Genomic DNA, 25,512 nt, shown 5'->3' on the forward strand with positions numbered 1-25,512 from the left:
TGCTTCCCCTCTCATTTTTCACTAATTTTTTCAAACTACTTCCACTCTGCAACTTTTTCAATTGGAAGACGTACTGATTGGTAACCACTGTCAGCAGCTTTCCCGATTGAAATTAGCATTACTGGTACGTAGCGTTCTTTATCTAGTCCAAATGCTTCTGCGATTTGGTCTTTTTCAAATCCACCAATTGGACAAGTGTCATAACCGTGCGCACGAGCTGCTAGCATAAATTGCATCGCTACAAGACCACCGTCAATTAATACTGTATCTTTCATTACTTCTGGTGTAACCATAGAGAAGTAAGCTGAAAGTTTTTTCATTTGATCTTCTTTTACTTCTGCTGGCATTAAACCGCGCTCTACTGCTGTACCATAAATTTCTTCTGCGTTATCAAAGTTGTTTAAGTCACCAAATAAAGCGATCATTGCTGAAGATGTTTCTACTTGAGATTGATTGAATTTCGCAAGTGGCGCAAGTGTTGCTTTCGCTTCGTCACTTTCAATCACTACGAATCTCCATGGTTGCATGTTTACTGAAGATGGTGCAAGTGTTGCTTCTGTAAGAATTTCTGTCATTTCTTCTTTGCTAATTTTCATTGAAGGGTCGTACTTACGAATTGAACGACGTCCTGTTAAAATTTCGTTAAAATCATTTGTTTTTACTGAGTTAGTCATAGTTGTATTCTCCCTTTTTTATAATTCTTTTATATTTTCTTGAATGTGATTTAACATATTTAAAAGATTATCGCGTTCTTCCTCACTTAATCCTTTAAATGCAGATGCTGCAAAACGTTCTTTTTCCTCTTGAAATGCTTGAATTTTATTTCGTCCCTCTTCAGTAAGAGAAACTAACGTAATCCTGTTATCATCTGGATTTTTACGTCTTACAATCATTTCATTGGCCTCAAGCTGCTTTAAATGCCTTGTTATCGCAGCATTATCAATATTCACTTCTTGTTGAAGTGCTTTTTGACTAATTTCACCTACTTCATATAACTGAAGTATAAGCTCTAATCGAGACTGGCTCATACCCGTACACCCTTCAAATTTCGAACTTACTTCTTTATTTAGAAAGTGTAATTTATATAAAATAATCGCTTCTTTTGAGCATGAACTTGTCAAATTAATCCTCCTTTACAATCAAAATAAAAACATTTGATGTATCAATAGTTGATATGTCAATTAATATAATATATATCGATTTAGAATGCAAGCATTTTGTTTTTATTTTATTTTTTCCAAATTAAGGCGCTTTGTAGCGTTACAAATAATGTTAATTGCACTATAATAATACTAATTTAAAGAACTGGAGAGTGATTGATAATGCGGCAATACACAAATAGAAATGAGGAAATGAAAATGGAAAATGAAATGAGGATATTGATATATGACAACAATAAATATAGGGATTGTTGCGCACGTAGACGCTGGCAAGACGAGTTTGACTGAGCGTATTCTTTATGAAACGAATGTGATTAAAGAAATTGGCCGAGTTGATAGTGGTAATACACAAACTGACTCAATGGAATTAGAAAGACAACGCGGAATTACGATTAAAGCATCTGTCGTTTCTTTCTTCATTGATGATGTAAAAGTAAATGTCATTGATACACCTGGACACGCTGATTTTATCGCTGAAGTGGAGCGATCATTCCGCGTTCTAGACGGTGCGATTTTAGTTATCTCTGCCGTTGAAGGTGTGCAAGCACAAACAAAAATTTTAATGCGAACATTACAGAAACTAAACATACCGACAATTTTATTCGTTAATAAAATTGATCGTAGTGGAGCAAACAGTGAAAAAGTTATGAAACAAATAAAAGAGGTTCTTTCAAATGAAGCATTCCCCTTCTATTCTGTTCTAAACGAAGGAACGAAAGCAGCCCGGATCATTGAATACAAATCATATGACGATTGTATGGAACTGTTAGCACCATTTAATGAATCATTACTTGAATCATATGTAAATAACGAAATAATACCGGACGCACTATTAAGAGAAAAACTAGAACAGCACATACAGCAAGCAAATGTGTATCCAATCTTTTTCGGTTCAGCAATGACAGGTATAGGAGTAACTGAAATACTTGAAAAACTTCCGGCCCTAATGCCAGCTCATACATCGGCACAAGAGGAACTACTATCCGGTGTTGTTTTTAAAATTGAACGTGAACCTTCTGGAGAAAAGGTTGCTTATGTAAGAGTTTTTTCAAGTAACTTACACGTTAGAAAATATGTTAATATACAGCGCAGTAAGTCTCTATCCCATAAAGAAAAGATAAAAAAAATGTGCCTATTTCATAATGGAGATTCCATTCAAACTACTACCGTTCCTAGCGGTGAATTTTGTAAAGTGTGGGGACTGAATGATATTAAAATTGGTGATATTATTGGTGAACATACGGATTATATAAAAGATATTCACTTTGCCGAACCACAAATGGAAGCTGCTATTGAAGCATTACCAAAAGAACGAATTCATGATCTATACGCTGCACTTATGGAACTATGTGAAGAAGATCCATTTATTAAAGTGTGGAAAGATGATGTTCATAATGAACTATACATTCGCCTTTTCGGTGAGGTACAAAAAGAAGTAATTGAAACAACACTTTATGAGAAATATAATTTGCAAGTTACTTTTTCAAATACGCGAGTTGTATGTATCGAGAAACCAATTGGCGTAGGCAATTCTGTTGAAGTAATGGGTGAAAAAGAGAATCCATTTTACGCAACAGTCGGATTCAAAGTTGAACGTGGTGAACTTAATTGCGGCATAACATATAAATTAGGTGTTGAGCTCGGCTCACTACCTTTAGCATTCCATAAAGCGATTGAGGATACTGTATTTCAAACGTTAAAACAAGGTTTATATGGATGGGAAGTTACAGATATTATCGTCACGTTAACACATACTGGTTATGCTAGTCCTATTACAACAGCGAGTGACTTTAGAAATTTGACACCGATCGTATTAATGGATGCTTTAAAGCAAGCTGAAACATATGTATATGAACCAGTAAATGAGTTTGAATTAACTGTACCGGAGCAGGCAATTAGTACCGCAATGTATAAGCTCGCTGCCGTTCCAGCAACTTTTGCAGAGCCTATATTATATAATAATTCTTACCAATTAACAGGATCATTACCTGTTGCGAAAACAGAGAATTTTAAACGCATGCTTCATTCATTTACAGAAGGAGAAGGCATATTTACAACGAAGCCAGCTGGTTTCACAAAGCTTATGGCTCCCTTCCCTACTCGAAAACGTGTTGATTATAATCCGCTGAATCGTAAGGATTATTTACTTCATGTTTTGAAGGCTTATTAAAGTAAAAGAGGTGCAATTCGCACCTCTTTTGCATGTATTAATAGGTTAGTTTGTCCTAACAACTTCTTTAAGTTTTCCTATTATTTTCGCTATAGCCTCAATTGAATTTTCCGTTTCATATCCCCCAACATTTACAGAATGATTTGCATTTTTGACAACTTCAATCTGTAAATTCGTTTTATATAACTGATCAATTTGATCTGCATTGTATTGGTGATCTTTATCCCCAATAACTAAAAACCCTTCGTGTCGACTATGTAAGATAGAATCAAAAATTGTATCAAACGTCAGTAAAGGTGTAAGTAGTATCATTTTTGACTGCGCGAATTCTTCTCTCTTCATTAAATCATTTGTAATCGGAATTGTTCCGAGTGACTTCCCTAAAAACATAGTCTCGTTGTATTGCTCATCTTTTAATACTTCATTTATTACAGGATTAATATCATCCATCATTACTTTCGTTACTTCTTCCATTGGTTTATTCATTAATTGTCCATCATAAGAATAATGAATATGTACAACATCTATTTTATGTTCAAGCATTAACATCGTTGCGTAATAAAATAACGGCTTATCATAATTGTATCCTGAACCTGAAAACATAAAGCAAACGGTACTAGCACCTTTTTCGATATGTGTGTAATAAATTACTTTGTCATTTATATGTACCTCTTTTTTAGTTCCCTTCACCATTTTCCCCTCCGAATACATTTACTTTTGTAATACGATATGTTCTGTGTGAACTGATACATCCTTTACTTTCTCTTTTATAAATGCAGGCTGTAAGTTATATGTATGCAGTTCTTCTACTGGCACCCATCTAAACAAATACGTTCTACCCTCTTCTTCCAAAATATATTGATCCGCTCCACTCGCAGGTAACTCATGTAGCTCTACTTCATAATAAAAACTAATTTCATGAAACTTTCGCTCAGAAAGTGTAAAGAAATTTTCTACTGACCATATTAACCTTTTCCTTTTAATAGGAACACCTATCTCTTCCGCAAGCTCTCGTTTTAATGCATCTTCACTATTCTCTAGCATTTTTACTCTACCGCCGGGTACATACCAAAAATCTTCACCGTCACCTTGCAGAATGAGTATTTTATTATCATGTTTACAAATTGCTCCAACGCGGTAATTAAAACATGTTTCCTCAACTTTAAACGTAAGATCCATCCGTAACGCCCCCTTATATAAATATCGAATTATTACAAAACAATTATGTAATTACTGTACAAATAAGGTTACTAAATTTATCCACTCCATTCAATGGTTTTTGAATTTTCTAAACTATTATTTTTCATCATTACAAGTGTATATACATATGTTACAATCACATTGCACACTAGAAAACATTATGGGGGTACGGATGGAAACATTATTAATCCAGCAAACTGAGAAATCAAATAAGTTTTGGAAAATCGTTGTGAAAGAAAAGGACTATGTTGTGTTTTACGGAAAAATTGGCACAGCTGGCAGTGTGAAAGCAAAAGAGTTTAAAACAGAAGAAGAATGTATGAAAGAAGCTAATAAACTAGTTGCTTCCAAACGTAAAAAAGGATATATAGACCCTATTCAAGGGGAAGATTACATAAAAGAAAAGACGATAACCGAAGAAGAATTTTGGGAACTACTTAATCATGCAAAAACGAAAGGTGAGGACCAAGAAGAACAAATAGAATGGCTTACTTCTCACCTTGCTAAACGTACAGTACATGAAATTGTAGCTTTTGATACGCATATGCATCATATATTAAAAGCTTCTTATACATCTCGCTTATGGGCAGCAGCCTATATTATTTTAGGTGGCTGTTCAGATGATACTTTTGATTACTTCCGTGGATGGTTATTATATCAAGGAAAAGAGACATACGAAGCTTGTATTGAAGATCCAGAACGATTAATTCCTGTATTAGAAAATTTGAGTGAGTATGATGTCCCAGAAATAGAAGAACTTTCTTTATATTTCGGTTTCACTGTATATGCAGAAAAAACTGGTGACGAAGATGATACTTACTTTACACTTTACCATGTCTTATCTAATGAAGAATTCGACGATGTAGATTTTGAATTTGACTGGGATGAAGACGATGAAGAAAGTTTGAAGAAGATGTTTCCTAAGCTGTGGGAGATGTACGGAGAAGAACCAATTGAGTGGTAGATTAATTATTCGTGAAAAAGTGCCTTGTTACTAAAGAAACAAGGCACTTTTTTGATACTATATTTAAATTATTATCTTTCCACTCTCCCACCACTCCATAAAAGTCTTTAAAGAAGGAGCAACCCACGTTCTACTATCATTTTCATGGTTCCATACATATATATCATCTCTTTGTACTTTTCCATTCAAAATGGAATAGCCAAACAAATCACCATTTCCCCCATCAGCAAAAAATAATAAACAGTCAAAAGGCATGTATAAATCCTTAAAATCAACTATATTTCTCATATTCATATTTTCAGTTTTAATTTTTGAAGCAGACCATATAAAGTCACCGTATTCACCTTCTATACCGTTTGTTTCCTGTAATAATTGATATAAATCATTCGGTAACTCCACATGTATACATTGTTGTATATCAGTAAATTCATCCTTCGTAGCTGGGTTTTTCAAGCTTAAATTTGATGAGATACTGTGAATGGTGTCTTTCCACATCACCTTTTTCCTCCTTATGTGCAATCAAGCATATTCAAAGAACTCCGCTAAATTTATTGATACCATCTTTCTAACAATTCCTTCTCCCTCTCGCCTGAAATACCTGCTTTTAATTCCCATTCTTCCGTACTCTCCATCCACTCATACACATCTGTAACTGTCTCTTCTATTCTTCTAAAAGTAAGCCCTTCATTAACCGCACTTTCGATACAAATAGAAAACCCGCCTCTCCACGGCTTCGTCTCACCATCTAATGGGAAAGTTTCTGGAATCCACAAAGGCATTTCTGTCCAAGGCTGCACATTATGTTCACTCATAAACGATTCGTCTACCCAAACAAATTCAGCATCGCTATTCGTAACCTTTTTACACGTATTTAATAGCTCTTCCATCGTCAATTCATAATTTGGACCTGTTATATTGAATGTACCTGCTTTATTATTTTCTGCCATGTTGAGTCCAAAGCTCGCGACATCTTTTATATCAACGAATTGCACTGGACGATTTTTTCTGCCTGGTACTAACACTTTACCTCCTTTTGCTACACGCTGAATCCAGTATGTTAGTCGATCTGTATAATCAAACATTCCTGAAAGAAGTCCTGCTCTTACGTGTAAAACACGCCCTGGCCAATATTTATCTGCTTCTTTTTCGCATAATACTTTCAGTGCACCATAATGCTCATAAGGAGATATTTCACCATTCTCTACAGCCTTTATTTGCTCTTCCATTGGTTCAGGTTGTAATATATAGTCTTCTTTTATGTCATGCGGAATCCAATCTTTATATACGGAAAGGCTAGAGATGAATATATAGTGTTCAATATTATCTTTCAGTACTTCTCCAACATTTCTAATGTGATGCGGAGAAAACCCACACGTATCCACGACAACATCCCATTTTCGATTTTCTAAACTTGATACATCATCACTTCTGTCACCGATAAGCTGCTCCACTTCAGGAAAAACTTCTTTGTTTGTTCCGCGGTTAAATAATGTAACTTCATGCCCTCTGTTCAAAGCCTCTTTTACAACAGCTCTTCCCAAAAATCGTGTACCACCTAGTATTAAAATCTTCATGGTTCTCCCCCATTCGTGATTAAAAATCCTTTCTTTTGTTAAACGATTTTTTGTGCTGGAAAGTTACGGGGAATTTGTTATTTTACTTTAATTCTACAAATAAACAAGAATCCATTTTGAAAAATTAATCAATACGGATTCTTAAATTAGATATAATTATTTTACTGTATATTTGTTGAATTACTAACTCTGCACAATTTCCCCATCAACTAACTCAATAATTCTATTACACTTATTCGCTACTTCCATATCATGCGTTACAATAATAATTGTTCGTCCTTCTTCATTCAGTTGTAATAGCAAGCTCATAATTTCTTCTCCTGTTTTTCTATCTAAATTTCCAGTCGGTTCATCAGCCAATATTAATTCTGGTTCGCCTACTAACGCTCTAGCAATTGCGACGCGCTGCTGTTGTCCACCTGATAACTCGTCCGGTGTTTTATGCATATGTTCTTTTAAACCTACTTTTTCTAAATAGAACTTCGCCTTATTTTCTCTTTCTCGTTTCCTTAGCTTTCTATACGTGAGTGGTAGTGCTACATTATCCAGTACAGTATGTTCTTTTAACAATGCAAAATATTGAAAAATAAATCCAATCATTTCATTTCTTGTTTTATGAACTTTATTCGCTCTAATTTCATTTAATGGTTTTCCATTTAACGTATATTCACCCTCATTTGGCATATCAATTAACCCTATAACATTTAATAGTGTACTTTTCCCTGAGCCTGATCGCCCCATTATTGCTATAATTTCGCCCTTATTTATTGTTAAGTTTATACCGTTTAAGGCGAACGTATTGTGATTCTTGTTACTATACACCTTTTTAATATCTATTAGTTCAATTAAACCCATTATTCCATCCCACCTATTAATGTTTTCGGTTCGAGTTTTCTAATAAACAAGAAGACAATGAGATTTGAAACTATGATAATTAGTAGTAAGAATAGGCATACAAGTAATAAAATAGGCATATTTAAATTGATCTCTTGTACAGACACCGTATCAAAGTCCTTCGAACTTTGTAGATGAGCCGCATATCTCCATGAAAAATAGACTAGGGATAAAAACATACCAACTATCGCAATACATATGTTTTCTAAAACAATTTGAATGAACATCCCAAACTTACTTTCTCCAAGGACCATCTTAATACCAAATTCCCTCTTTCTCATCATGATGGAAACAACTGTCGTTACGACAATTCCCGCTATTATAAATAAAATAAATAGACTTCCTACTGTAAGATCGATATTTTCCGTATCCATACTACTAGTAACAGCTTCATTTATTTCTTCTCCTAAATTTTTTAAGTATAACGTAACGTCGCTTCCCTTCAGCTGAATCATTTCTTGTAGTTTGATTACATCGGCATCTTTTTTTAAAGTCATAATTGTACTATAGTGTAATCTTGAAAACATTATTTCATAATGTTCATATCTATCAATTGGCATGGGTGATAACATAGCCTTGTCTAATTTCTGGTATATATTCGCTCCGTTACCATTTATAATGAATTTATTTTCCGGCAAAAATCCAATAATCGTATATTGATTATTGATTGTATCCCCTATTTGAAAATATTTCTTAAAGTAAGGACCTACCAAAACATTCGTTTTCTCTTCACTATTTTTTTGGAAGTCTTGATACGAAAAGCCTGTTCCAGCTTTTATAGGTATGTTCAGTAACTTATAATAATCTTCATCTATTGTAATTGTACGAATAGTAGGGTTTTTATCGCGAAAAGTTTTATTTTTCAATTCTTCTAACATACTTTCTTGGAGCGGTCGATTGCTTGATTCTAGTTCGATTATGCCCTCTTCGTATGTACCATACGAAATCACATCTTTATTTTGCTGTATTTTTTTATAAATTTCTTCAACTTGTCCTTTATTAAATTGCTCTGCCTTCAACCTATCAGTAGTCATCCCATCATAAGTGATAAAATATGTACTTTCTAAATCTAGCAACGAGTTGGAACTGTTTTCAAGATAGTGAAAATTATAAAACATATTAATGGAAAGAGTTATTGCCGCTAATCCAAAAGTGAATTGTATTAAGAGAAATATGGAAATGAGCAGTCTATTTTTCAGGGCCATAAGAGCACTTTTTAGTCTCATCTTATTTATTCCTTTAACGCTTTAGCAGGTTCAATTTTAAGTATTTTGAAAAATGGTATTACAGCGGTGATGAACGAAATAGACAAGGCAATTACTACACTCATCATAACTTTGAAAATATCTATACGAATGGCAAAACCCATTAAATTTACTATGCTTTGGTTCATTGTACTTAAAATCCATTGCATACATATAGCACAAACGGCTGCAGCAATTGCGCATAGGAATAATTGGCTAAATATAAATACAAATAAATTCAAATTGCTTGCTCCCAACGTTTTCCTTAAGGAAATACTCTTCTTCTTCGTGTAAATCCAAAAATAACTCGCAATTATACAGTTCATTACAGCAATAAAAAGTAGTCTATACGGAAGAGTAAGTTGTGCTCTCATAGCTTTACTCGATCTTTTTTCATTCTCATAATTCTCTTTTTCATTTATCACTTTCGCATTTGTATCAGTTCTATTTTGCTTAACATACCAAATAAATGTATCCATTTCTTGTTTAGGATTTTCGTTAGACCTTACTATCATTTCAAATGTATTTTCATTTTGTATACGTCGTTTCATCTCATCAGGCATATCCTTTAAGCCGATGTAGACATTGTTATTATACACATGTTTATCATTCGCTCCATTCACGCCTTTAACTCTATATTCTTTACTAAACAGTTTTATTGTTTCAGATTCTTTATAAATATTCTTTCCGACAATTACACTATTTTCTTCCCCATCTTCCATGCGAGAGCCTTTTACTAATGGAGGAGACCAATTCTTATTTATAAGACCAACCATCTTTACTTCACCTATACCAGGGATTCCAATTATCATATTATTTGTAATAACACTTGAGTTCTTAAAAGTAGTTTCTGTTAACTCTTGAATTGCTTTGAAATCCAATTCCCCAAAACTAGTAAGCTGAACAGTATAGTAATATTTAAAATAACCATGTTTTCGCTCATAAAAATCTTCATCGTAATCATCTCGAATCGACATCGCTATAAGTATGGGCAGAATTGTTAAAGTAAATCCAATAACTAACATAACGAATATTTTTCTGTTCACTGCTATTTCTTTTAATATTAGATTCATATACCCTCCAAACGTCAAAAAGATAAATATCCTTTTTGACGAATTCCATATAAACGCTGTACTTATCAAAAAAACTTAAAATATTATTCTGTTTCCTTAAGCCATCAAGAAACGCACATTAGCTTTTAATTCGTTTTTCATACACACTTCATCCCCTTTCTTTAAAATATTTTTAGTATGCGGCTTCATTATACATAGAAAAATAAAGGTTAAAATCCAGGCATCGAAATCTTAACAATTTTTTACGCTATATTTATTTTTCAGTTAACTTAATGACATTAAGTTATTTTCCCATCTCCCTTTCTATGTAAAATGCCATATATAAAGGCGGTATGAGATCTCATACCGCCTTTATATATGACATTTAATTGTTTTGTATGTAAGGAAGAATGTATTTCACAATCACTTCCCATCTATCCCGTGCATTCGGCATAACTTCAGAAGCAATTACTACAACCAAATCCTGCTTCGGAATACAACAAATCATACTCCCACCATCACCCATTGCACAATATGAAAAGATTCCATTTTCTTCTCGTAACCACCATAAGTAACCATATTGATTTGAATTCATCGCTATTGATTCTTGTACCCAGGATTTCGAAAGAATTTGCTTTCCGTTATAAATACCATCACTCAAATATAATTGTCCAAACTTCGCCATATCTCTAGCTGTTAACGTAAGTCCCCAGCCGCCCGTTGAAATACCGTTTGGATCATGAACCCATCCCTTTACATCTTTTCCAAATAAGTCATCAAATCCAAATACTTTCATATTGTAGTTTGGAATTTCTCTCATACCGAGTGGCTGAAATAAGTATTCATTCGCAAATTCACGCGCATTTTTTCCTGTTGCGCTCGTAATAATTGCTGATAGTACATGCGCTCCTGCAGATGAATATTTAAAAGATCCGATTTCTCCACCGTTCCCCATTCTATTAAGTGCATACTGTACCCAATCCTCTTGTGTACATAGTTCTTCTAACGGTTCCTGCCAGTCTACAAAAGGATATGGTGCTGTCATTGAAAGGAGGTGTCGCACTGTTACTTCAGATGCCTTACGTTTATATTCAGGGAAAAACTCTATTACTTTTTGATTAACACTTTTTATATAGCCTTTATCTACACATATCCCAATTAACGCAGAAATAATCGTTTTTGTGACAGATGCTACATGAAATGCATCATCTGGACCTTGGCCATTATAATATTTTTCAAAAATAATATTACCTTTCTGCACTACTAACATACCATTCATATTTTTATATTCTTCTTGTATAATCTGTTCTAACTTTTCAGCAGTTTTCATTATTCCTTCCCCTTTAACCTATAATTAAAAAGGTTCGATAGGTACATATATATCAACTATATGTTTATGCTTTGGATGCTGCTTTGGATCATTTTTATATACTTCAAAAGGATACGAATCTCTCGGTTTATATCCGCTATTTGGCAGCCATTCACCGTATAAGAAATCCCATGCTCCTTTATATTCATCTTGGAATATTTCAAAATGTCCTACTGCATACTTTCCAGAAGGTATTACCATTATTCCACCGTCGTTCGTTTCTACTGTGGATTCATCTGAAATTGTTACACATAGACTTGTTCTTAAATGATAATCCTCAGTAAATTCATGATGATCGTGGTAAATGGTTAATACTTTCGTATCCTCAAATACATGATAGTTATGCAACGCTGCGTAATGAAATAATTTCTCTATCATTTCTGGAAAAGCTATAGTTAACTCCTCATATGTACCAATATGTCTTATGTAAGCGACGTTTATAGTGTCTGCTGTTACAATTTCAACATTTCCTCGAACCTTCTTACACTCATTGTATTGAGAAGTTTCGCTTACGTCTTTGCAATTCTTGCTATTGTCGTTTCGATATTGAGATGGACTTATTCCGTAATGACTTTTAAATGTGCGGGAGAAAACTGCTGAATCTGTGAATCCGAAGTGGTACGCAATATCTGTAATTGTCATATCCAAACGGTATGTAAGTAAATTTGTTGCTCTTTCTAATTTTAATCGGTTTACATACCGTGATAATGGCTCGTCTACTATACCTTTAAAAATCCGATGAAAATGAAACTTTGAAAATCCTGCTACATCCGCTAGCTTTTCAATTGAAAGTGGATTATCTATGTGTAATTCTATATAATCTTGCACTTTATAAATGCGGCGTAAGTATTCATTTCTACTTTGTTTACTCTCCATATTTTTATCTCCTCACAACAAAAAGGCTAACATTAAGCTAGCCTACTTTTATACATTTTTTAAAAATAATACTCTACTCCCGCCATTCCCATCATAATTTCTATGTACCGATACACCCTCTATCTCATCATCCCCGGCCTCAATTCGAAAACCGATTTCTTGATGAAACTGTATCGACTTTTTGTTAATTGGTGACGTAATTGCTTTTACAACTTTACGGTTATTTGCACGAGCGACATCAAAGAAATAAGAATACAATGTCGATGCAATTCCTCTTCTTCTATACTTCGGATTTACACCGATAAAATGAACATACGCTTCATCTTTATATGTTTGTGAAAAAAATCCGCATAAGAAACCTAACGTTTCGCCCTCTTCTTCAATAATAAAACTTGTTTCTTGAAAGTGAACGAAAAACAGTTTTGGCAACATAGCAGCCATATCTCTTCCGCCCCACCAATCATTTAAAACAGAATGAATATTTACATAATCTTCCTCTTGGATGTTTCTTACTCGCATATGTTTCTCCCTCTCACTCACTTCATTTTTTCATATATTTTAATGACTGTTTCTACTAATAGGATGAATACCCATATCCCGCAAAATACAAGAACAGACTGGAATATAGAACCTAGCATAACAATACTTATTAGACCTAATTCTGAGCCTGAAATGGACATTTCATCAAATCCTATATTATGTATAAATGGACCGGTTGAAAAAGCCATTAAAATTGATCCTATTAAATAAATCACACTCATTATTTTTAATATTTTTATAGAAAGATACGAAGTTTGTTCTTGCTCCACTTGTGATAATTCGATTTCTCCGCTCGCAATTCCTTTTTGCAGACAATCTTCACACAAAAATTCTTCCTTAATTTTTTTACCCCCATGTATTGTACCCGTTATCTCTTTACACCTTGAACATTTTCGATTTATCATGTTGTTACCACTCCAATCTATTAAGATTATACTTATATCATTCTGCATTTACCTTAATATCCCTTTTATGTATTTTATAGAGAAAGGTCGTGTTTTATGATTTCAAAACTTACGTTTGGCTCGAAAAAGCGTACCGTTCATTATGTATTAAGACCTAGTTGTTATGCAGTTATTTTCCATTCATCTTCTTCAATGATTGCTATTATCCAAAAAGGAGACCGTTATTTTTTACCTGGTGGCGGTATGGAAGGTACCGAAACAAAAGATGCATGCTTACATCGTGAACTACTAGAGGAATTAGGATGGGCAATTGAAATTAATCAATATATCGGTAATGCAATGCGATATTTTTATGCGGAAAAAGAAGATACTTATTATTTAAACGATGGGTTCTTTTATATTGCGAACATGGTGCAGACACAAACTGAAAACTGTGAGGAAGATCATGTTTTGCGGTGGATGTCTCCTTTACTTGCTGTAGAGCTTCTCATTCATGATCATCAAAAATGGGCTGTTGAACAAGCGCTTTTATTACAAAAACCAAAAGGATCTCCTTCTATATGAAAGAGATCCTTTTTATTGTTAACTTACTTTTTTCAAATTGAGAGCTGGCTTTTGAATTCCACCCTTTTTTACAACATATAAGCCGATAAAGATTATAAGTCCGCCAACGAGTTGCATCATGTTGATTTGCTCTCCGATAGTTACTGCCGCGAAGATAACTGCGAACAATGGTACAAGATACATATAAACCATTACTTTCGTTGAGCCTATTTTACTAATACCGACATACCACATTGCAAGTCCGAAGATTGTCGCGAAGACGATTGAATATGCTAGAGACCCCCAGCTTGGCATGTCTACTGGCCACGTTAATGTATTTACGTTGAATAAACAATATACAACGAGAGGTACAATTCCAATTAAAGTTGACCAAGATGTGACTCTCATTGCGGAATATTTTGTTATAAGAGGTTGCGCTAATATTGGATACCATCCCCACGCAATCGCTGCGACTAATCCAATTATGTTTCCGAGCCACGCATATTCGTAAGTAGCTCCTCCTGTATGTCCTGTTAATAAAACGAATGCTGCACCAATAAACGCTACGATTGAACCAATTTGTACTTTCATCGAAAAACGTTCTTGTTTGTGCAATACTGCTAATATCCCTGTAAAAATAGGTGACATCGCAATTAATAATGAGGCGTTCGTTGCTGAAGTATATTTCACAGATAGCATAAACATCGTTTGATACATTGCCGTACCAACGATACCGACTGCTACTAGTCGTAACCAATCTTTTCTTTCAATACGTAATGAGCGTTCCATTAAAAATGTAATAAGTAATAATACCGGAGATGCTACTAAAAATCGTAAACTATTAAATTGAATGGATAACATATATGCCACGCCATACTTTCCAATTGTATAATTCGCTCCCCATACTAATGCTACTGATACTAGGAGCCACTCCATTTGCCATCGTTTCATCCGAATCTCCCCTTCCATATTTAGCATAGTAAAATTGGCTGGATATAGCACCGTCCAATTGGCTGTTTTTTTCCCCAGCCAATTTGTTATACTTAATGTATATAAGAGATGCGGAGGCGTTTGTATGGAATGGAAGCTAGATAACGACAGTAAAATCCCAATTTATCAGCAAGTAGTTGACTTTATTGAGAAACGTATTACATACGGAGAACTTCCTCCTGGAAGCTTCCTCCCTTCCGAACGGAAATTAGCTACGCAGTTAAATGTAAACCGAAGTACGGTAACGACTGCTTATAATGAACTACGTGCTATGGGGATTGTGGAAAGTACGACTGGTAAAGGGACACGTGTAAGTACACATATGTGGGGCGTTTCTCCAACATTAACTCCGAACTGGAGAAATTTCGTAGAAGGTGGTACTTTTTTACCAAACTTACCGTTACTTCGCCATATTCGGGCAGAAGTACAACAAAATGAAAATATCATTGATTTCGCAAACGGCGAGCTCGGTTGTAACCTTTATCCTCACGATCAACTACAGACAATTTTACGAGAACAACCGTTAACGCATTCATTAAGTTATGATCATCCGCAAGGCTATCTCCCGCTAAGACAAGCGGTCGTAAAATATATGAAAGAATATTTAAAAGTTGAAGCGACTGAACAATCCATAATGATTACATCTGGCGCACAGCAAGCACTTCACCTTATCGTTCAATGTTTATTAAATCCCGGTGATGCAGTTGCTTTCGAAAGCCCTTCACACTGTTATTCCTTACCGTTATTCCAATCAGCAGGTATTCGTATTTTCCCATTACCTGTCGATGAACACGGTATTAATCCAGACGATGTGCAAGAGTTATATAGAAAACACCGTATTAAAATGATTTTTTTAAATCCAAACTTCCAAAACCCTACTGGAACGATGCTTCATCCAAACCGTAGAAAAAAACTGTTATCACTTTGCGCAGACTTACGAATTGCGATTGTGGAAGATGATCCGTCCAGTTTACTTACGCTAGAAAAAAAACAACCTTGCCCTACTTTAAAATCTATTGATGAAAACGGAACTGTCATTTATGTACATTCCTTATCTAAAATGATTGCACCAGGTTTACGAGTCGGCTGGCTTGTCGCCCCGCAGTCTGTAGTAGAAAGGTTATCCGACGCAAGGCACCAAATGGAATTAGGTATGAGCATTTTCCCGCAGTGGCTGATGCAACAATTTTTCGAAACAGTACCATTTCAGTCTCATATCGTACCGTTACGAAAACAACTAGCAGAAAAAAGAGACGTTATCGTTCGTGCCTTAAATGAGCAACTTCACGATAAAATCTCTTTTTCAAACCCGACCGGCGGTATATACATATGGGGAAAGTTAAAAGAACCGATAAACGAAAAACAACTTATTATGCAAAGTTTAAAACAAGAAATTGCATTTATGCCTGGTAGTATTTTCGGCGCGAAAGATGGTTATATTCGTTTATCTTATGGAAAAGTGGATATTGATCAAATTGAGGAAGGTATTTCTCGTTTGCGTGAGGCTATTTTGGTTTGTGAAAAATAACATGAAATAAAGCTATCTCGTTTGACAAAACCTAAATCTACCATTATTATCAACTCGAACCTAGTCATAGGAGTGATAAAATGAAAATTTACGTTGATGCAGATGCTTGTCCTGTAAAAGATGTAATTATTTTTGAAGCTACGAATGCAGAAATCCCTGTAACCCTCGTTACTAGCTTTTCTCATTATTCTAATGCTCAGCAGCCTAAAGGTGTGGAAACAATTTATGTTGATTCCGGAGCAGATGCTGCGGATTACCGAATTATACAGTTAGCAAAAAAAGAAGATTTAATCGTAACGCAAGATTACGGTCTTGCTTCACTCGCTTTAGCAAAAGGCTGTATCGTACTACATCATAAAGGCTATAAGTATACGAATGATAACATTGAACAATTGTTACAAACACGATATTTAAGTGCAATGGTTCGAAAAAGTGGTAAACGTACAAAGGGACCAAAACCATTTACAGCAGAAGATAAAGAAAAATTTAGAGCGCTCTTTAAAAGTATGATCGCACTTTAAAAATGAACCTTCTATTTGTAGGGAAAGCTTTATAAAAAAAAGAAGAGAATATCAAAATAAACATTCTCTTCTTGAGGTTTACCCTTTTAAAATGAAGGTAAATTATCTAAGTTATTTTCCTTTATCCCATCAGGTTCACTACGTATAATATCTCTACCATACTTATGAAATACGTCTACATGAGCTAACTTCCCTGATTTCGCTTCACTAAGAGCAGTCATATAATCTAACTCTCTCCCGCTACTTGTTTTAAACGCTATTAAATCACCATCATCATTTTTACGAACGGCAACAATTTGTTCTGCTCCTGAATTGACTTCATTGTCTACTTCAAATTGAGCTTGCTCTTCTCCTTGATGTAAGTAATCATTATAAACTTTTTCAAAGTCTTTTTTATTCATAACATTCACCTCCAACACATTTTATTAGTATGGTTGGGAGGTAGTGGTTTTATGTACTTTTCTCTTAGAAAAACGTATTTTTAATACCTACGCAAATCCTTCAAAGTTTCCAATATATCATCTATAAAGGCTGTACTACCCTCTGTCTCTAAAACTCTAAAATATAAACTTCTTAAGAAAGCTCTAATATTTTGTACTAAAATATCATATTGAGGATGCGGGATGTCTTCAACAATTGCTATACTATGTAACCAATTGCTCCACTCTTCTTCAGTTAAAAGATTTTGGTTACGTAACGACATAATTGGTGCTACTAATCTCTCATCCTCAAAGTGAATGTATACGTAGTCATGTAAGCGGACCTTCTGACGAACGGCAGCTAGTATTGCATATGAAAACTCACGATTTTGGATTGTACGTGCTAAAGCATCGAGTGCATCTGCTGCATGTGCAGTAGAGTGCGCCCAGCCTTTCCCTTCTACATAGCCCCTTACATCTTCTTCTAAATATACATATTCCAACACTTGTTCTGCCACACTGTACAATTGTTCTTCCGATAACAACGGTTCTCTTTCATGAACAGATAAAATAAGTGGTGGAATTAATACGGAGAATGCACGTTTAAATACAGAGTCTGTTCCCTTTTCACCAATTTTATAAAATAAATAATCAGGACTAATTGCTTGTAACATTAATCCTCTTAACTCTTTTTGTCTAAATACATCATTTGTAATCCATGTGTGAAGCGTACTATAAATTAAATCATCACGTAATTCAGCATCAGGTGATCCGATATAATCTAGCATCCATTGCGCATATGGATATGCATCTACGTCTTCTGGTACAGCATAATTGTTATTTTTAATTTGTAGTAGTTCTTCTTTTAGTTCTAGTACTTCATTCATTATATTTCTTATCCCCTTTTTTGCGTTTTTTATTGTCTTATCCCCTTTTATTTGCTTCATAAAATTAATTTAATTATAACAATAAACAAAAGGCTATACATATATTTCTGATTATGTAATACGCTCATTCATGAAATATAACTTCTGGATTTCCTAAATCACTATTCTGAAATACAACATCCGCACACTCTTTCGGATTACGCTCGTCTATATACATTTTACAAGCTGCATGATACCTGTTCAAAAACATCTTCTCTGCTTTTTCATAACTTCCAAAAGCTTCAGTTTCCCTCTTCGCACCACGTTTTCTGGCAATCTCAAAATAGGTATCTATAAAAATTTTGTAATCGAATAAATGCTCTACGTCTTTTTTCAATAGAAATGTTCCATCTACTATTAGAACCATATTTAGCGGAGCCACTAGCGGTTCATTATGTACAGAGATATCCGTTTTTAAATTATGAGAAATCGTTTCATATTGTAAATTTCCGTTTGGTCCTAAAGGCTTTAATAACCTTTCTTTGAAAGCTGTATAATCGTGTGCATCTTCGTAATACCCTCTTGCTGATTCTTTGCCCCGTGCATAGCGAATCGCTCTCGGATGATGAAAATCGTCAATGGTGGCGCGTGTTACTGGAACTCCGAGCTTTTTCATTTCCTCTGCTAATTCGTTTGCAAATGTTGTTTTTCCCGAAGCTGTAATACCACTTACTCCAACTCTTGTTGGATGTGTTAAGTTTAGCTTTAATATGTGATCTGCAATTTCTTTGATTCGTTGTTTTCGGTTCATGGAATTTCCTCCTACAATTAGTTTACATAACATTATTATGAGCAAGAGTTTATGTCACTATTTGTCGGTAAGTCGATATCCTTTGTTGAATCGTCGATATATTTTAAGTTATGATAGATATATTTGAAAAATCGTTGATATAATTATTAGCTTACTTTCCCTTAAACCCTCGATATAAAGCAGTCCGTAATTCTTGTTTGTATTCTTCAATTTCTGGCATTTCGAGTTCTTCTGCTAGTCTGATTGCTAATTCAATATCATACGGTACACGTACGAGTTGAATGGAAAAGCTTGCGGCTTCTTTTTCATTGTAAGTTCCTTCGAATATTAAATAGGAAGCTTGTGTAATTTCAAGTGGGTTTCCAACGCTACCAGCATTACATAACGTTTTTCCTCTGAAATTTTGAACGAATGCTTGGTGAACATCACCGTAGCAAACGACATCTGGTTTTCTTTCTCCTTCTATATTCTCGGTGAGCTCACTGTTTTCGAACATACTAATACGCTCTTCTCTTGAGGCGTGTGGTTGAATTCTTTCATATAAACTTCTCGGTGAAGCGTGAAACATACGAATGAGTTTTCCACTCATATGAAACTCGATTGAAAATGGTAAGCTTCTTAAATAGTCATTTTGTTCTTCCGATAGTTGTTTTTGATGCCATTTTAATGCCTCAAATTCAGTCGGTTTTGTAATGAAATCATCCCAGTTCCCCATTACAACTCCTTCGCATTCTTTACGAATGATTTCAATCACTTCGCTAGAATGAGGACCTTTTCCGACTAAATCTCCAAGGCAAATGATGCGCTCGATTCCTCTTAATTTAATATCTTGCAGTACAGATTCTAACGCTGGAATATTACCATGTATATCTGAAATTACCGCTATTTTATCCAAATGAATCCCTCCATTACTTATAGTTTATTATATCCTCACGTTGTGATTGATACCATTTTGGAATATAGGATGAAAAATGATTATGATCTTCTAAAATTCCGTTCAATCTTTCCTTCATATCATTTACTAAATGTGGCGTGCTTCGGTTTGTCCATACGATATCAGCTGGGAATGTCATCGCTGCATATAATGAATACAGTTGCCAAAAATGAAGCGATGGTTCACCTCCGCAATAACCATGAACTTGTCCAACCGCAAATGGCTTACTTATTCTTGTAGTAAAAATCGCTACGTTATAAAAATCGTGTATTGGATCACCAAAATCATATCCACCAAAATCGATAACGATAAATTCCTTATTATGAATCATACTATTTGCTGGATGGAAGTCATCGTGTAAAAATGTGATTGGGCGATTTTTCAATAATTGTTTATGCTCCCCTACAAAACTTAATACTGGCTTTAAATCAAGGAAGTCTATTTCATAGTTTGCTAACGCTTCTACGTATCTTTCGTATTTATTCCATCGAACCGTTTCCCATTTATTACTTGCACTTTCTCTTTCAATTGAGTGGATTCTCTTTAATACTTCTCCTGCTTTTCTTCCTGCGTAATACTGTTCTTCCACCGATAGCTTCCCTAAACCTTCTTCACCATTTACACCTTGGACCCATTCAAATACTTGAATACATTTATTTAAATCCTCCAGCTTTATAAAATGAATTAACTTAGGCGTAGGAATATGTAATAACTCTAACTGTTTCATATACGTATATTCTTCTTGTTTACGTTCAAAATGAACAGCATCACATACTTTTACAAAATATGTAACTCTATTTTCTAATTCTATTTTATATTTCTCTTCATGTGAAAAACCTTTTGAAATAGCTGTACACTTTGTAATACGAGGCCATTCTAGTTTTCTCTCTATCTCTCTAAGTATTTCTTCCATTATGTTCACCTCTATCAATATATGTAAAAACTACCTAACACTTCATGCTCTCGTTTATTTTCCCCATTCCATTCCACTGCAAATGGATATTCACCATGATTCTTCAAACGTTCTAGTACTAACCCTTCTCCTATTGGTTCACAAAACTGCACATGAATATCTCCAAATACTACACTTTGACACTCAGCATTCCATTTTTCATTCTTAACGACCTGGCTTGCAGTTAGCCCCATTACTTCTTTCCATTTCCGTACCGTTTCTCGAACGTTTTTTACCGCATAATGAATCGTTTCAATTTGTTGTACTTTGCTTTTATGTTCAGTGATCGTCCCAATGTTACGTAAATCATTTCTTCTTTCTTCGTCCGTTTCATTCCACTGTATAAAGAAAGGTAATTTCGGTCCGTTCTCTTCTTGCTTTACAAATAACATTTTCCACTCTAATAGGCGGCCATCTTTTCTCATTCGTTTCCCCTCAAATGGTCCTATCGTATGTAATCCGTGTTTATTAAACTTAACTGCTAGTTCTTCAATTCCATCTGTTCGAATGGCGATTTGTAACATTCCTTCTCCATCTTGTAATTTCACTACCGTTTCTTGTACTAATGGATTTTCTGCTTTCTTCGCTTTTTCTTCATGCTGCACTGCTAAAAATTCTATATATGATAAATCAAAATAACTTAAACTATTCCAAGTACCCCAATTCGTATGCTCTCCGCCTAATACAGTATGAAATCCAAGTTCCTGCATTTGTTTTGCCGCTTCTTCCGGTGTACCATGAACTGCGTGAACGAGATGATCAAATCGTAACATGTCTTTCTCCCCTTTCTCTCCATCCTTTTATTGTATATTTTATTTTTCTTTCATTCAATTCAAAAACTTTAAAACCCAGTTGATTTATACGATTAATATGTATTATAATGAAACAAATTTAATTATTGCTGATTGGAAAAACCAAAGGCACTTTTCTCATACGGGAAAAGTGTCTTTTTCATTTATTATTACAGGGGGATTATTTATGCAGAAATTAATTGTCTTTGCTATTATTGGATTTTTCGCTCAATTGATCGATGGAGCACTCGGAATGGCGTATGGGGTAACGTCTACTTCACTATTATTAATGTTTGGTATTGCACCGGCTGTAGCTTCCGCATCAGTTCATTTAGCTGAAGTCGTTACAACTGCAGCTTCTGGCGCATCTCACATCAAATTTGGAAATGTTGATAAATATACAGTTTCCAGGCTTACATTACCTGGGGCAATCGGCGCATTTGTTGGGGCATGTTTTTTAAGTAATTTGCCTGGAGATGTGATCAAACCGTACATTTCCATATTTTTATTTACTTTAGGGGTTTATATTTTATTACGATTCATCATTCAAAAACAAATTGTCACTTCAAATAAGCGTATGTCTGCAAAACAACTTGTGCCGCTTGGTTTATTCGCTGGATTCGTTGATTCAACTGGTGGCGGTGGTTGGGGGCCGATTACAACACCCGTTCTTCTAGCAAGAGGAAATGAAGCTAGAAAAGTTATTGGATCTGTAGATACGAGTGAATTTCCTGTTTCACTTGCTGCAACAATCGGATTTTTCATTTCACTTGGCTGGGAACAAGTAAGCTGGGTTTGGGTATTTTCTCTCATGCTTGGTGGTATCGTTGCAGCACCAATCGCTGCATGGTTAGTACGCATCGTTCCTTCTCATTTACTTGGCGTATTAGTTGGTGGCCTTATTATCTTTACAAACATTCGTACATTGCTTACTACATTTAAAGTGGATCCAACTATTATTTCACTTTCTTACGTGGCAGTTGGTCTTGTCGTTATTATTTCTATTTTCATTGCTGTTCGCAATCATTCCAAGCGTTCTAACGCATCGACAGCCGGATATCCGAATGATCAAAAACAAATGCTACCATAACGATAAAAATACCGCCCGATATACTTCGAGCGGTATTTTTTATTTTTCTATTTTCCAATTAATCATCGTTTCTGTAGCATTTACTCTCTTCATATGTAACTTTTCTAAAACACGAATCGAACTATAGTTATCTAGGAGTGTCTCTGCAATTATTGTTTCTACCTCTCCTATTTTGAAAGCCCAATCGATTAGTTCTCTTACAGCTTCTGTTGCATAGCCCTGATTCCAATATTTCTCAATAAATCCATAGCCAATTTCTACTGTTTGCTTCTCGTTTGGTTTCCCTTTAAACCCAATATCACCTAAAACGCTATCATCTTCTTTCCGAAGAACATACCACGCACCCCATGGTAATAAATCTGCATCTTGTTTTACATTCTTTACATGCCCTACAATATGCGGACCGCTATTATATCCTTGCTCGTTAGCGACTTGCATACTCTCTTCTGTACACGGCACTATATAGAGCCTTTCTGTTTCTAATTTCATATTGATTTCCCCTTTTTACTTAAACGTTACTCTAATTATAACAAATAATATGACTTTATCATGAATGTCGAATTATATTTTTCTGAATTTTCTTTTAATTTAGAGGGTTTTTCAATATTTTTTGCGAAACATTTGTATAACAATTTTTTCTTTGCTTATTGCTACATAATAGTAGGTTCGGGTGGAGTTTTGCAAGCGTTTCCTATACAATAACCGATATTTTTTGACTTTTCCTAACAAAATATCTTGCAATATATTCAGAAAGTCATTACAATTGCCATATATTAAAAATCTTAGCAATATATCAAATCCTCATCAATCCGATGAGGTAGAGGTTGCGACTTTTATGAGTAAAACGGACGAGACACAGAGAATGTCACCAACTCCGTTTGAAAGGAAAGGTTGCCGAAGTTTATATTTCTTCTCTGGAAATATGAGCTGGGGCTGTCTCCGAAAGGAACAGAACTGTCACGTTTACAAATTACCGTGTAAACGTGGGGTGCTATCTTAACGGAAGGGTATGATGGGGTGGTTATTTGTGAAACGTTCCGCCAAATTCCTTTGGCGGTTTTTTGTATTTTTCTCCCCCGCTCCTTCCTAACCTACAAGAAAAGGAGTGTTGAACATGAATAGCGCAACAAATCAATCTACCTCTAAAACGCAAACTACACAAGGACAAGGTGAATTAAAACGCGGATTAAAATCTCGTCACCTTACGATGATTTCTCTCGGTGGTACAATTGGTACCGGACTATTTCTTGCCAGCGGTGGTGTCATCCATACAGCTGGACCTGGTGGCGCATTAATTGCATACGCCGCAATTGGAATTATGGTTTATTTTTTAATGACAAGCTTAGCTGAACTTGCAGCTTACATGCCTGTTACTGGATCTTTTAGTACGTATGCAACAAAATTTGTTGATCCATCACTTGGCTTTGCACTTGGATGGAACTATTGGTATAACTGGGCAATTACGATTGCTGCTGAACTTGCAGCTGTAACATTAATTATGAAATTTTGGTTCCCAGATACTCCTTCTCTTATTTGGAGTGGATTATGTTTAGCTATTATTTTCCTTTTAAACTATTTATCTGTTAAAGGGTTTGGTGAATCTGAATATTGGTTCGCACTTATTAAAGTAGTTACTATTATTATCTTTTTAATTGTTGGCTTTATGATGATTTTCGGAATTATGGGCGGCGAAACTGTTGGATTTAAAAACTTCACAGTTGCAGATGCACCATTTAACGGCGGTATCATGGCAATTATCGGTGTATTTATGGCAGCTGGTTTCTCCTTCCAAGGAACTGAATTATTAGGAGTAGCTGCTGGTGAAACATCTGATCCAGAACGTAATATCCCAAAAGCAATTCGTTCAATCTTTTGGCGTATTCTTTTATTCTATATCCTTGCGATTCTCGTTATCGGTTTACTAATTCCTTATACAACTGAAAGCCTTGCTGCAAGTGATGTAACAGTAAGTCCGTTTACACTTATTTTTGAAAAAGCGGGCGTTGCCTTTGCTGCTTCTGTTATGAACGCTGTTATTTTAACTGCTGTACTATCTGCTGGTAACTCTGGTATGTATGCATCAACTCGTATGCTTTGGGATTTAGCTCGCCAAGGAAAAGCACCAAAGTTTCTTGGTAAATTAGATAGCCGCGGTGTACCTGTTAACGCATTAATCGTAACGTCAATTGTTGGTAGTATTGCTTTCATTGCTTCTTTATTCGGTGACGGTGTTGTATACATTTGGTTATTAAACGCATCTGGAATGTCTGGCTTTATCGCATGGGTCGGAATTGCAATTAGTCATTACCGTTTCCGTAAAGCATATATCGCACAAGGAAAAGATTTAAAAGACTTACCGTATAGAGCAAAATGGTTCCCATTCGGTCCAATCTTCGCATTTACACTTTGTATCATCGTAATTTTAGGACAAAACTACGGCGCATTTATGGGTGAAGCAATTGATTGGAACGGTGTACTCGTTTCTTACATTGGTTTACCACTCTTCTTAGTACTATGGTTAGGTTATAAATTTACGAAAAAAACAAAAGTGATTCCACTTGATAAATGTGAATTAAAATAAAGTGAAACGAGCAAACAAATTTGTTTGCTCGTTTTTTGT

Annotated in this window: 28 protein-coding genes and 1 riboswitch; of the genes, 7 read left to right on the top strand and 21 right to left on the bottom strand. The window is 35.0% G+C overall.

All coding sequences use genetic code 11. From position 1 onward, the window contains the following. Positions 1-35: 35 nt before the first annotated feature. Positions 36-674 carry a nitroreductase family protein gene (locus MHI26_RS15420; RefSeq protein WP_061666952.1) on the bottom strand — a complete coding sequence of 213 codons (639 nt, stop codon included), beginning with the start codon at positions 672-674 and terminating at the stop codon, positions 36-38. Between the two features lie 18 nt (positions 675-692). Continuing rightward, positions 693-1,121, bottom strand: coding sequence for a MarR family winged helix-turn-helix transcriptional regulator (locus MHI26_RS15425; protein ID WP_000204172.1), 429 nt, complete (start codon positions 1,119-1,121; stop codon positions 693-695). Positions 1,122-1,386: 265 nt separating this feature from the next. On the opposite strand from MHI26_RS15425, the gene MHI26_RS15430 reads away from it, so the two are divergent. Further along, the gene (locus tag MHI26_RS15430; RefSeq protein WP_061666951.1) at positions 1,387-3,330 is read left to right on the top strand and encodes an elongation factor G; all 1,944 of its coding nucleotides are present in this window, start codon (positions 1,387-1,389) and stop codon (positions 3,328-3,330) included. Between the two features lie 45 nt (positions 3,331-3,375). On the opposite strand, the gene MHI26_RS15435 is transcribed toward MHI26_RS15430, so the two are convergent. Next, positions 3,376-4,041 carry a hypothetical protein gene (locus tag MHI26_RS15435; RefSeq protein WP_003307308.1) on the bottom strand — a complete coding sequence of 222 codons (666 nt, stop codon included), beginning with the start codon at positions 4,039-4,041 and terminating at the stop codon, positions 3,376-3,378. After that, complete coding sequence (locus MHI26_RS15440; RefSeq protein ID WP_000366230.1) at positions 4,042-4,509, bottom strand: NUDIX hydrolase; 468 nt, start codon at positions 4,507-4,509, stop codon at positions 4,042-4,044. A gap of 193 nt (positions 4,510-4,702) precedes the next feature. Between MHI26_RS15440 and MHI26_RS15445 the strand changes: the two genes are divergently transcribed. Continuing rightward, complete coding sequence (locus MHI26_RS15445; protein WP_061666950.1) at positions 4,703-5,494, top strand: DUF4240 domain-containing protein; 792 nt, start codon at positions 4,703-4,705, stop codon at positions 5,492-5,494. 63 nt (positions 5,495-5,557) lie between these two features. On the opposite strand, the gene MHI26_RS15450 is transcribed toward MHI26_RS15445, so the two are convergent. From MHI26_RS15450 to MHI26_RS15490, 9 genes are all read right to left on the bottom strand, one after another. Next, the gene (locus MHI26_RS15450) at positions 5,558-5,989 is read right to left on the bottom strand and encodes an SMI1/KNR4 family protein (protein ID WP_000265337.1); all 432 of its coding nucleotides are present in this window, start codon (positions 5,987-5,989) and stop codon (positions 5,558-5,560) included. Between the two features lie 53 nt (positions 5,990-6,042). Then, positions 6,043-7,068: an SDR family oxidoreductase gene (locus MHI26_RS15455; RefSeq protein ID WP_000697755.1), complete on the bottom strand. Its 1,026-nt coding sequence runs from the start codon at positions 7,066-7,068 to the stop codon at positions 6,043-6,045. A gap of 183 nt (positions 7,069-7,251) precedes the next feature. Continuing rightward, complete coding sequence (locus tag MHI26_RS15460) at positions 7,252-7,923, bottom strand: ABC transporter ATP-binding protein (RefSeq protein ID WP_000522857.1); 672 nt, start codon at positions 7,921-7,923, stop codon at positions 7,252-7,254. After that, positions 7,923-9,188 (bottom strand): ABC transporter permease, encoded by a 1,266-nt coding sequence (locus MHI26_RS15465; RefSeq protein WP_061666949.1) that lies wholly within the window; start codon positions 9,186-9,188, stop codon positions 7,923-7,925. Before MHI26_RS15465 ends, MHI26_RS15460 begins: the two co-directional genes overlap by 1 nt. Positions 9,189-9,193: 5 nt before the next feature. Further along, on the bottom strand, positions 9,194-10,279 hold the full coding sequence (locus MHI26_RS15470; protein WP_001048981.1) for an FtsX-like permease family protein: 1,086 nt from the start codon (positions 10,277-10,279) through the stop codon (positions 9,194-9,196). Between the two features lie 364 nt (positions 10,280-10,643). Then, positions 10,644-11,588 carry a serine hydrolase domain-containing protein gene (locus MHI26_RS15475; RefSeq protein ID WP_061666948.1) on the bottom strand — a complete coding sequence of 315 codons (945 nt, stop codon included), beginning with the start codon at positions 11,586-11,588 and terminating at the stop codon, positions 10,644-10,646. Positions 11,589-11,612: 24 nt separating this feature from the next. Then, positions 11,613-12,503 (bottom strand): AraC family transcriptional regulator, encoded by an 891-nt coding sequence (locus MHI26_RS15480; protein ID WP_061666947.1) that lies wholly within the window; start codon positions 12,501-12,503, stop codon positions 11,613-11,615. A 48-nt stretch (positions 12,504-12,551) separates the two neighbouring features. Then, on the bottom strand, positions 12,552-13,022 hold the full coding sequence (locus tag MHI26_RS15485) for a GNAT family N-acetyltransferase (RefSeq protein ID WP_061666946.1): 471 nt from the start codon (positions 13,020-13,022) through the stop codon (positions 12,552-12,554). A 17-nt stretch (positions 13,023-13,039) separates the two neighbouring features. After that, on the bottom strand, positions 13,040-13,447 hold the full coding sequence (locus MHI26_RS15490; RefSeq protein ID WP_061666972.1) for a DUF3980 domain-containing protein: 408 nt from the start codon (positions 13,445-13,447) through the stop codon (positions 13,040-13,042). 96 nt (positions 13,448-13,543) lie between these two features. On the opposite strand from MHI26_RS15490, the gene MHI26_RS15495 reads away from it, so the two are divergent. Next, positions 13,544-14,011 carry an NUDIX hydrolase gene (locus tag MHI26_RS15495; protein WP_061666945.1) on the top strand — a complete coding sequence of 156 codons (468 nt, stop codon included), beginning with the start codon at positions 13,544-13,546 and terminating at the stop codon, positions 14,009-14,011. An 18-nt stretch (positions 14,012-14,029) separates the two neighbouring features. Here MHI26_RS15495 and MHI26_RS15500 read toward each other — a convergent pair whose 3' ends face one another. Then, a complete protein-coding gene (locus MHI26_RS15500) occupies positions 14,030-14,941 on the bottom strand; it encodes a DMT family transporter (RefSeq protein ID WP_061666944.1) in 912 nt (303 codons plus the stop codon). 124 nt (positions 14,942-15,065) lie between these two features. Here MHI26_RS15500 and pdxR point away from each other — a divergent pair, with 124 nt between their 5' ends. Then, positions 15,066-16,508, top strand: coding sequence for a MocR-like pyridoxine biosynthesis transcription factor PdxR (pdxR, locus tag MHI26_RS15505; protein WP_000454896.1), 1,443 nt, complete (start codon positions 15,066-15,068; stop codon positions 16,506-16,508). A gap of 80 nt (positions 16,509-16,588) precedes the next feature. Beyond that, positions 16,589-17,029, top strand: coding sequence for a YaiI/YqxD family protein (locus tag MHI26_RS15510; RefSeq protein WP_061666943.1), 441 nt, complete (start codon positions 16,589-16,591; stop codon positions 17,027-17,029). A gap of 86 nt (positions 17,030-17,115) precedes the next feature. Here MHI26_RS15510 and MHI26_RS15515 read toward each other — a convergent pair whose 3' ends face one another. The 6 genes from MHI26_RS15515 to MHI26_RS15540 form a co-directional block, all read right to left on the bottom strand. Continuing rightward, a complete protein-coding gene (locus MHI26_RS15515) occupies positions 17,116-17,430 on the bottom strand; it encodes a DUF3892 domain-containing protein (RefSeq protein ID WP_001034297.1) in 315 nt (104 codons plus the stop codon). 80 nt (positions 17,431-17,510) lie between these two features. Beyond that, positions 17,511-18,335 (bottom strand): DUF2785 domain-containing protein, encoded by an 825-nt coding sequence (locus tag MHI26_RS15520; RefSeq protein ID WP_001006673.1) that lies wholly within the window; start codon positions 18,333-18,335, stop codon positions 17,511-17,513. A gap of 124 nt (positions 18,336-18,459) precedes the next feature. Then, positions 18,460-19,125 (bottom strand): uridine kinase, encoded by a 666-nt coding sequence (locus MHI26_RS15525; RefSeq protein ID WP_001080546.1) that lies wholly within the window; start codon positions 19,123-19,125, stop codon positions 18,460-18,462. A 151-nt stretch (positions 19,126-19,276) separates the two neighbouring features. After that, complete coding sequence (locus tag MHI26_RS15530) at positions 19,277-20,020, bottom strand: metallophosphoesterase family protein (RefSeq protein WP_000357639.1); 744 nt, start codon at positions 20,018-20,020, stop codon at positions 19,277-19,279. 13 nt (positions 20,021-20,033) lie between these two features. Continuing rightward, positions 20,034-20,972 (bottom strand): aminoglycoside phosphotransferase family protein, encoded by a 939-nt coding sequence (locus tag MHI26_RS15535; protein WP_061666942.1) that lies wholly within the window; start codon positions 20,970-20,972, stop codon positions 20,034-20,036. Positions 20,973-20,986: 14 nt separating this feature from the next. Then, positions 20,987-21,784, bottom strand: a complete 798-nt coding sequence (locus MHI26_RS15540) for a VOC family protein (RefSeq protein ID WP_061666941.1) — start codon at positions 21,782-21,784, stop codon at positions 20,987-20,989. A gap of 97 nt (positions 21,785-21,881) precedes the next feature. Between MHI26_RS15540 and MHI26_RS15545 the strand changes: the two genes are divergently transcribed. Then, the gene (locus MHI26_RS15545) at positions 21,882-22,892 is read left to right on the top strand and encodes a sulfite exporter TauE/SafE family protein (protein ID WP_003307297.1); all 1,011 of its coding nucleotides are present in this window, start codon (positions 21,882-21,884) and stop codon (positions 22,890-22,892) included. 39 nt (positions 22,893-22,931) lie between these two features. On the opposite strand, the gene MHI26_RS15550 is transcribed toward MHI26_RS15545, so the two are convergent. Next, positions 22,932-23,381, bottom strand: coding sequence for a GNAT family N-acetyltransferase (locus tag MHI26_RS15550; protein WP_061666940.1), 450 nt, complete (start codon positions 23,379-23,381; stop codon positions 22,932-22,934). A gap of 321 nt (positions 23,382-23,702) precedes the next feature. Continuing rightward, positions 23,703-23,894, top strand: a riboswitch (Lysine riboswitch). Positions 23,895-24,006: 112 nt separating this feature from the next. Between MHI26_RS15550 and MHI26_RS15555 the strand changes: the two genes are divergently transcribed. Continuing rightward, positions 24,007-25,473, top strand: a complete 1,467-nt coding sequence (locus MHI26_RS15555; protein WP_001083394.1) for an amino acid permease — start codon at positions 24,007-24,009, stop codon at positions 25,471-25,473. The last annotated feature ends 39 nt before the right edge of the window (positions 25,474-25,512 follow it).

The organism is Bacillus sp. FSL K6-1218, assembly GCF_038006445.1.
Classification (GTDB): domain Bacteria; phylum Bacillota; class Bacilli; order Bacillales; family Bacillaceae_G; genus Bacillus_A; species Bacillus_A thuringiensis_S.

Coding starts and splice junctions, on each gene's coding strand:
- MHI26_RS15500 (WP_061666944.1), bottom strand. CDS start 14,941: ATGAAACGATGGCAAATGGAGTGGCTCCTAGTATCAGTAGCATTAGTA.
- MHI26_RS15540 (WP_061666941.1), bottom strand. CDS start 21,784: ATGTTACGATTTGATCATCTCGTTCACGCAGTTCATGGTACACCGGAA.
- MHI26_RS15520 (WP_001006673.1), bottom strand. CDS start 18,335: ATGAATGAAGTACTAGAACTAAAAGAAGAACTACTACAAATTAAAAAT.
- pdxR (WP_000454896.1), top strand. CDS start 15,066: ATGGAATGGAAGCTAGATAACGACAGTAAAATCCCAATTTATCAGCAA.
- MHI26_RS15470 (WP_001048981.1), bottom strand. CDS start 10,279: ATGAATCTAATATTAAAAGAAATAGCAGTGAACAGAAAAATATTCGTT.
- MHI26_RS15450 (WP_000265337.1), bottom strand. CDS start 5,989: ATGTGGAAAGACACCATTCACAGTATCTCATCAAATTTAAGCTTGAAA.
- MHI26_RS15455 (WP_000697755.1), bottom strand. CDS start 7,068: ATGAAGATTTTAATACTAGGTGGTACACGATTTTTGGGAAGAGCTGTT.
- MHI26_RS15490 (WP_061666972.1), bottom strand. CDS start 13,447: ATGATAAATCGAAAATGTTCAAGGTGTAAAGAGATAACGGGTACAATA.
- MHI26_RS15460 (WP_000522857.1), bottom strand. CDS start 7,923: ATGGGTTTAATTGAACTAATAGATATTAAAAAGGTGTATAGTAACAAG.
- MHI26_RS15550 (WP_061666940.1), bottom strand. CDS start 23,381: ATGAAATTAGAAACAGAAAGGCTCTATATAGTGCCGTGTACAGAAGAG.
- MHI26_RS15555 (WP_001083394.1), top strand. CDS start 24,007: ATGAATAGCGCAACAAATCAATCTACCTCTAAAACGCAAACTACACAA.
- MHI26_RS15445 (WP_061666950.1), top strand. CDS start 4,703: ATGGAAACATTATTAATCCAGCAAACTGAGAAATCAAATAAGTTTTGG.
- MHI26_RS15475 (WP_061666948.1), bottom strand. CDS start 11,588: ATGAAAACTGCTGAAAAGTTAGAACAGATTATACAAGAAGAATATAAA.
- MHI26_RS15485 (WP_061666946.1), bottom strand. CDS start 13,022: ATGCGAGTAAGAAACATCCAAGAGGAAGATTATGTAAATATTCATTCT.
- MHI26_RS15545 (WP_003307297.1), top strand. CDS start 21,882: ATGTATTATAATGAAACAAATTTAATTATTGCTGATTGGAAAAACCAA.
- MHI26_RS15510 (WP_061666943.1), top strand. CDS start 16,589: ATGAAAATTTACGTTGATGCAGATGCTTGTCCTGTAAAAGATGTAATT.
- MHI26_RS15420 (WP_061666952.1), bottom strand. CDS start 674: ATGACTAACTCAGTAAAAACAAATGATTTTAACGAAATTTTAACAGGA.
- MHI26_RS15535 (WP_061666942.1), bottom strand. CDS start 20,972: ATGGAAGAAATACTTAGAGAGATAGAGAGAAAACTAGAATGGCCTCGT.
- MHI26_RS15465 (WP_061666949.1), bottom strand. CDS start 9,188: ATGAGACTAAAAAGTGCTCTTATGGCCCTGAAAAATAGACTGCTCATT.
- MHI26_RS15430 (WP_061666951.1), top strand. CDS start 1,387: ATGACAACAATAAATATAGGGATTGTTGCGCACGTAGACGCTGGCAAG.
- MHI26_RS15440 (WP_000366230.1), bottom strand. CDS start 4,509: ATGGATCTTACGTTTAAAGTTGAGGAAACATGTTTTAATTACCGCGTT.
- MHI26_RS15480 (WP_061666947.1), bottom strand. CDS start 12,503: ATGGAGAGTAAACAAAGTAGAAATGAATACTTACGCCGCATTTATAAA.
- MHI26_RS15525 (WP_001080546.1), bottom strand. CDS start 19,125: ATGAACCGAAAACAACGAATCAAAGAAATTGCAGATCACATATTAAAG.
- MHI26_RS15435 (WP_003307308.1), bottom strand. CDS start 4,041: ATGTATTCGGAGGGGAAAATGGTGAAGGGAACTAAAAAAGAGGTACAT.
- MHI26_RS15495 (WP_061666945.1), top strand. CDS start 13,544: ATGATTTCAAAACTTACGTTTGGCTCGAAAAAGCGTACCGTTCATTAT.
- MHI26_RS15515 (WP_001034297.1), bottom strand. CDS start 17,430: ATGAATAAAAAAGACTTTGAAAAAGTTTATAATGATTACTTACATCAA.